This window comes from Brumimicrobium sp., from assembly GCF_048268645.1.
GTDB lineage: Bacteria > Bacteroidota > Bacteroidia > Flavobacteriales_D > Crocinitomicaceae > Brumimicrobium > Brumimicrobium ulvae.
The window spans coordinates 737981-745312 of the sequence record NZ_JBLWVE010000001.1; the positions used below are offsets into that span (position 1 = coordinate 737981).

General features: G+C 36.2%; 4 protein-coding genes. 3 read left to right on the forward strand and 1 reads right to left on the reverse strand.

The window, feature by feature from the left end:
• The first annotated feature begins 77 nt into the window (after nt 1-77).
• Nucleotides 78-749 (forward strand): NAD(P)H-binding protein, encoded by a 672-nt coding sequence (locus ACN0U3_RS03085; RefSeq protein ID WP_417265097.1) that lies wholly within the window; start codon nt 78-80, stop codon nt 747-749.
• 304 nt (nt 750-1053) lie between these two features.
• Here the strand turns inward: ACN0U3_RS03085 and tyrS are convergent, their stop codons facing one another.
• On the reverse strand, nt 1054-2349 hold the full coding sequence (gene tyrS, locus ACN0U3_RS03090; protein WP_299206456.1) for a tyrosine--tRNA ligase: 1296 nt from the start codon (nt 2347-2349) through the stop codon (nt 1054-1056).
• 235 nt (nt 2350-2584) lie between these two features.
• Between tyrS and ACN0U3_RS03095 the strand changes: the two genes are divergently transcribed.
• On the forward strand, nt 2585-5611 hold the full coding sequence (locus ACN0U3_RS03095) for a T9SS type A sorting domain-containing protein (RefSeq protein WP_417265098.1): 3027 nt from the start codon (nt 2585-2587) through the stop codon (nt 5609-5611).
• Nucleotides 5612-5760: 149 nt separating this feature from the next.
• Entirely contained in the window at nt 5761-6870 is a 1110-nt protein-coding gene (locus ACN0U3_RS03100) for a redoxin domain-containing protein (RefSeq protein ID WP_417265099.1), read from the forward strand.
• Nucleotides 6871-7332 lie beyond the last annotated feature (462 nt).

Here is a 7332-nt window from a genome sequence, read left to right on the forward strand (position 1 = left end):
GAGTACTTGTCTAAATCATGAATCCATTTGAATTATGTTTACATTTATCATTTAAGATTAAAATCAACTAAAAGAACATGAAGAGAACTGCAACTCTACTTGGCGCAACAGGATTAATTGGCGGACATATACTCGAGTTATTACAAAATGATTCTTATTTCGAAGAAGTTAGGGTTATCGTTAGGCGTCCACTAGAAATAGCTCATCCAAAAGTGAAGGTAGTAGTGATTGACTTTGCAGACGAGTTTCAATTTAAAGCTGCAATGGAAGGAAGTGACCTGGTCTTCTGTGCTATTGGAACAACGCAAAAGAAGGTGAAAGGAGATAAAAAACTGTATCGCTCAATTGATTTTGATATTCCAATAAACGCAGCAAAGCACAGTATAAAATATGGGTGTAAACAATTTCTTATCGTTTCTTCATTAGGTGCAGACAGTTCAAAAAGAGGATTTTATTTGAAGTTAAAAGGTGAAGTAGAAGAAGCACTCATCGCCAAGATGCATCCCACTGTAGGTTTTCATTCATTGTCTATTTTTAGACCTTCCCTTTTGCTAGGAGACCGCAAAGAAAAGAGACTGGCCGAAGACATTGGTCAATTCTTTGGGAAAGTTTTGAAATTCCTTATGCCTGGAAAGTCGAAGCCCATTGAAGGAGAGAATGTCGCCAAAGCAATGGTTGCTGCAGCAAAATTGAACAAAAAAGGCGTGGAAATTTATCATTATAAAGAGATGAAGGAGTTGGTGGGGTAGGTTTTTAAAAGAAATCTTTTACTTACAAGGCACAAAGTTTTGGGTTTTAAGATCCTCCCCCTTTATCCCCCTTATGTATTTGTTTTTTAACGGTATAACTCCAAAGGAGGAATTGCTCGGGACTATGCTTTGTTTTTTAAGAGAAAACTTTCTCTTCCAAATCATCATCAAAACCCATAAAAGTGAGTCTCTACGTCTTCTCCGTCAGCTGACGGCGCCAAGGGGGGAGGATTACACTTCGAATCACACCCACAAAAAAGAAGCTCAATTGCTTGAACTCCTTTAAATGAGTAACGAAAAAAACTTATTCAACGATGATCAAATAATTATTCTTCTTTCCTTTTCCTAAAAGGATAAATTTATCACTAATTAATTGTTCTTCTGTTAACGTAAAATCCTCCTTTACTTTAGATTTATTCACGCTGATTGCATTTCCTTTCAATTCTCTTCTGGCTTGACCATTCGACTCTAGGAAACCTGTTTTAGCTGAAAGTGCATCGATAATTCCAACCCCTTCTTTCAATTCATCTTTTGATAAAGTTGCTTGTGGAATTCCTTCAAATACAGCAAGGAAATCCTTTACTGAGAGTGATCTTAAGTCCTCTTCTGTCGATTTTCCAAATAAAATATTTGAAGCAGCAATAGCTGTTTTTAAATCTTCTTCAGAGTGAACCGTAATGGTAATGATTTCAGCCAACTTCTTTTGCAATTGACGCAAGTGAGGAGCTTCGTTATGAGCAGCAACAAGCGTGTCAATTTCTTCTTTTGAAAGGAAGGTAAATATCTTTATATAACGCTCAGCATCTTCATCAGTTGTATTTACCCAGTATTGGTAAAATTCATAAGGAGAAGTACGTTCAGGATCTAGCCAGATGTTACCACCTTCTGTTTTTCCAAACTTAGTACCGTCTGCCTTTGTAATCAATGGACAAGTTAAAGCAAAAGCTTTTCCACCCGAAACACGGCGAATCAATTCAGTACCAGTGGTAATGTTACCCCATTGGTCTGAACCACCCATTTGCATGGTTACCTCCTTGTTATTATATAAATGTAAGAAATCATAACCTTGTACCAATTGATATGAGAATTCAGTGAAAGACATTCCTTCAGCATTTTCACCTGTCAATCTTTTCTTAACAGAATCTTTTGCCATCATGTAGTTCACCGTAAGGTGTTTTCCTACATCTCGAATAAATTCAAGGAATGAAAAATCCTTCATCCAATCATAATTATTCACTAATACTGCAGCATTTTCATCCTCAGTATCAAAGTTTAGAAATTTACTCAATTGGTTTTTGATTGCATTTTGATTGTGTTTCAATTCTTCCTCATTGAGCAAGTTACGCTCTTGAGATTTCATTGATGGATCTCCAATCATTCCTGTTGCTCCACCTAAAAGTGCTACCGGTTTGTGACCAGCACGTTGAAAGTGACGTAACATCATAATGCTCACCAAATGGCCAATGTGTAATGAGTCCGCTGTTGGGTCAATCCCCACATAAGCAGCCCTCATTTTCTCTAGTAAATGCTCTTCTGCACCAGGCATGCTATCGTGAATCATGCCTCTCCATGTCAATTCCTCTATGAAGTTCTTCGCCATTTTTATAAATTTTCCTCAAAAATACTATGGATATCTCAATTTGACGTGATTTTGTAGGTTATTTTAACTTGATTTAGGAGTTTGGTTGATTTACAACAGAAGAATAAGCAATCGTGATAGTTTAATCATTAGAAAGTGTTTTTAAGAAGTTCATTTACATTGTTTTAGGTTAATGTTGTATTTTCACAGCAAACTACTTGCTTTTTATTACTAATTATATTTAAAACTATTACGTATGAAAAAATTAAATCTATGTTTATTAACCTTGTCACTTTCTGTTTTTCATCTTTTAAACGGACAACAAAATCAGACTGTGCTTAATGGAAATAGTGTCGCAGCCACAATTGAAGATGATGGAACACTATTTCATAAAAAAGGTTCCTCATCATCCGGCTACGAAGTTGCTGCAGGAAGTGGAAATCATCTCCTTTATTACGGTGGGTTTTGGTTTGGAGGAACGAATCAGAATGGGGAATTGAAACTAGCGGCAAACCTGTTTGATAGTGATTTCTACAGAGGTCCATACTCTTCAACGAACGCTTATTATGATACTGCATATGTTTATGCATATGAAAGTGGGATATGGAAAGTGAAAAAATCAGAAATTATTTATCACATAGATAATTATAATCAACCCGGTTATGTTGCCCCAGCTGGAATCGCTGAATGGCCTGGAAATGGCAACCCTTCAATAGGAGTTGCTGCACAGTTAGCCCCTTTTGTAGACCTCAATAACAATGGTGTTTATGAACCTTATGAAGGGGATTACCCATGTATTAAAGGAGACGAAGCTGTTTACCAAATAATACATGAAGATAAACCTCACAACAATTCAGGAGGCGATAAAGTAGGGGCCGAAGTACATATAATGTTATATCATATTGCTTCAAATGACTTTGTTGATTCTACTACTTTTATTGATATGAAAGTGTATAACAGAGGACAAAATTCATTTAATGATTTTAAAGTTGCTTTTTACCTCGATCCTGATATTGGTTCTTTTGAAGATGACTACATTGGGTCGGCTCCTGCAAAAAATATGATTTATGCATACAACGGTCCTAATTTTGACTCGGGTCAACAGGATGCGCCAGGATACCAAAGCAACCCGCCTGCTATAGGAATTGTGAGTTTAAATAGAGGCACACAATATTCAGGTTATTTTAATAGGTCAGATTTAGGTACTCCTGCCAATGATGATCCTAGTACGCCAGCGGATTACTGGAATTACATGAATGGAAAATGGAAAAATGGTGCTGATTGGGTAAATGGGGGTACTGGATTTCCTGGTTCTTCAGGTTCTACTTTAACTCCTACACAACATATCTATGATGGTAATCCTTATTTAGGAACAGGATGGACAGAACATGATATTGATGGAAGTGGAACTTCAAATACACCTGGCGATAGAAGGTTTTTTATGACTACTGATGATGAGGTTTTTCAACCAGGTGACGTGTTGACCTACAGTTATGCTGTGATAGTTAATCGCCAAGGAAATCAATTGGAAAATGTGCAAGGAATACTTGATTATGCTGACTTAGTACAGAACTACTACGACAATACAGTTTATTCTTGTAATCAGGTGGGAACTGGAATATCAGATGATTTTGATTTAACTCAAGAGAATGCTAGATTGAGTTTTGAAATAACACGTCTAGACGGAGAAGGAAATATGTCTCGTGCCGTGAAAATAAATGCTCAAACAGAACAAAATATTTTGGACAGTACTGCCGTGAAAAGAGTAGGATATCAAAGAGGAGAAGGACCAATTGAAGCCTATTTAACAGATACGATTACCCATGCGACAGGTCATTTCATTTTGAAATTTAATAATTATGTTGATATAGATACTGCCCATTGGACGGTTTATCACTATGATACTGCAGGTGGAGTTTTAATCGACTCTGTAAACTCAAATTCAGCCATTAATGTTGGCAATGAGCTTGATATACCACAGTGGGGAATGGCCATAAGAATTAAGCAAATGGATTATTTTTGTTCAACTGGAGATCAGTTTTGTGCAGAAAGAGATAAGGCCGCAAAACCATTAGAAGCAAAACTATCATTTGAAGATGAAAATAACAGCTGGTTAACAGGAGTAAAAAATGCGAATGGTATGTCTCCTGTGAACTGGATTATGTCTGGAAGCTTTGATGGTTCGAATAACGCAATTCCAGGAGATAGCATTCATAACCCTGCATGTTATTCTTCAAACTATAAGGATCCGAATAATTTATTCACGAAACTTGCGGGTGGAATTGTTTCTCCAAGTAACTTGGCGCGATTCGGTGAGTGTGATTTAACACCTGTAGCTTTAGCAAGTTCGGTTGGTAGTTACAGCTTACTGTCATCTATAGTACATCTTGATTTACCTACAGTTTATCAACCCAGTATCGATATCGTTTTTACTAATGATAAAAGTAAATGGACAAGAAGTCCAGTGGTAGAACTGAATAAAGATGAATTGAACTCTGTAAATGGAGCAAAGGCAGGTTTCTTGCGTCAAAGTCCATCTGTAGATAAGGAAGGAAACCCTGATGGCACCGGTACAGGAATGGGTTGGTTTCCAGGCTATGCTATTGATGTTGAAACAGGACGAAGATTGAATATCGTTTTTGGAGAAAACTCAACCATGACTGATGATAATGGAGCAGATATGATTTGGAATCCTTCTGATCGATTAATGGACAATGATGGTAATTATGTTTTAGGTGGTCAACATGTAATTTACGTTTATGGCGGTCAAAATGATGGCATGCCTAATTATGACGAAGGTGCATTCATTCATCAACAGCTGTCCTTAGAAACAATTCTTGGATACAGAAATGTATACTCTAACCTATCATGGGTAGTTCAACCTTTGCTTAAGCAGGGAGAACAATTATTGTCTTCGGATGCAAGGTTAGCTGTTAGAATTAACAAAGAATTCAAAACGAATGTTTTATCAAATCAAAATGAAGGGAAACCAATGTTTAGTTGGGATGTTATTCCTTACGATGAAGTCCTTTCGGTAGGTGATGTGGAGATAAAGCAAAGTGATGTAAAAATCTATCCAAACCCTGCTACAAATCAATTAAATATTGTTTGGGATGAAATAGACGTTAAGGAAATAAAAATCACTTCTTTTCAAGGTAAAACTGTTAAAAGTCTAGCCGCCAATGGTGTAAAAGGAGATTTGAAAATCGATATAAATGACCTTTCTCCAGGGATTTACTTTGTAAATGTTGGAAATACAGTTCATAAGTTGATTGTGAAATAAGTGTTGAAAGCTTAAGCTTTAGAAATGCGAGGTAGAAATACTTCGCATTTTTTTTATGTCCGTATTTTATAATTCAGAACATTCATTAACTTCATGTGTTTTATTCCAACACATAACTTTTAACGAGAATTACTTCATAATTTAAAACGATGAGATATCTACTTTTTTCCCTTAGTGTATTGCTTTTTGTAGCTTGTAATAATGAAAAAGTGTCTACTTTCACACTGGAAGGTCAAATTGAAAACCCTGAACGAAATTTCCTCTTGCTTCAACAAGAAAGTAATATTGAGAAAAAGGAAACAACATTTATTGATACGATTTTTCTTGATGCAGCAGGAAAGTTTAAGGTAAGTTTTAATGAAGAACCACATTTTTACCGTCTCATTGTAAACGAAAAGTTAAGTGTACCCTTAGTTTTGGGTCAAGGCCAAAGTGTAAAAATTAATATCGACGCCACAGGAACTGAAGTTACAGGTTCAAAAGACACGGATTTACTTTTAGAATATGAGACCTTTCGTGCAGCATCTTTAGAGCGTTTGGTTCGGACAATAAGAAGAGAAATTACCGCCGAGAGCAAAAATGAAAATCCTGATCCATTAAAAATTGATTCCTTAGGAAAGTTAGAAATCAGCAATTATGATCTACACCTTGAAGAGCTGAATACTTTCATAAAAGATAAAATGGGGACAAGCCTTGCACTTTATCCAACTTCCATTCGCTGGAAAGGCGAAGAAAACATTGAGTTTTATAATGAATTAGTCACCGCTTTTGAAACAAAACACCTAGACTTATCAATTTCTCATGTTTTGCGTGAAAAAGTAACACGACTCCAACAAACTTCTATTGGGGGAACTGTTTCAGACATTGCGTTAAAAACCCCGAAAGGAGATGAGGTAAAACTTTCTGATGTCAGTAAAAAACTTACTCTAGTTGAATTCTGGGCAAGCTGGTGTGGTCCATGTCGAAGAGAGGGCCCCGTCCTTAAACGATTATACAACAAATACAACAATCAAGGATTTGAGATCTACAGCATTTCTTTAGATACCAACGAAAAGCATTGGCTTGGCGCTCTAGAAAAAGACAGTCGAACATGGACAAACGTTTCGTCTTTAGAAGGGTTTACTACTCCTGCAGCTTATGCATATTCTGTTACCGCCTTACCCATGAATTACTTGATTGATGAGGAAGGAGTGATTATCGCTAAAGGGATACACGGAGATGATTTAGAACAATTGGTGGAGGAGTTGATGATTCAATAATTTTCGCATCAATAAACTATACTTTTAATATTGGGGATGCTATGAATCCCTTCAGAATTGATATATTTTATAGCGTAAAAGTATTGGTTGTTAATAGAAATTTCAATATCGAAGAAGGAGTTTACGGAAGGGTCTTCAATGATTTTTATTAACTTTGAAGAAAGAATTGAACCTAAAAAATAAATGGGTGAATTTCAGCGTAAACACAAAATTTTGGAAAGTCTCACCACGAGATGAAATCTCGCGGTATCCCTTAGTTTGTATTGTTATTTATTTAGAGCTTTTAGAATATGTTTATCTTGAGCTTAATAATAATGAATGACAACCAACCGATAAGAGTGAATTATTCGCGGCGCAAGGTATTCGAGGCCTATCCCCTGATTAAATCTCTTATCGGTTATTTCTGAACAGGTATCAAATGGAAATTAAGGTTTTTAGACCTATTATCAGGGTTTCGATAGC

What these genes read in the sequence shown, in the direction of transcription:
- ACN0U3_RS03095 (WP_417265098.1), top strand. Translation starts at nt 2,585, where the DNA reads ATGAAAAAATTAAATCTATGTTTATTAACCTTGTCACTTTCTGTTTTT.
- ACN0U3_RS03085 (WP_417265097.1), top strand. Translation starts at nt 78, where the DNA reads ATGAAGAGAACTGCAACTCTACTTGGCGCAACAGGATTAATTGGCGGA.
- tyrS (WP_299206456.1), bottom strand. Translation starts at nt 2,349, where the DNA reads ATGGCGAAGAACTTCATAGAGGAATTGACATGGAGAGGCATGATTCAC.
- ACN0U3_RS03100 (WP_417265099.1), top strand. Translation starts at nt 5,761, where the DNA reads ATGAGATATCTACTTTTTTCCCTTAGTGTATTGCTTTTTGTAGCTTGT.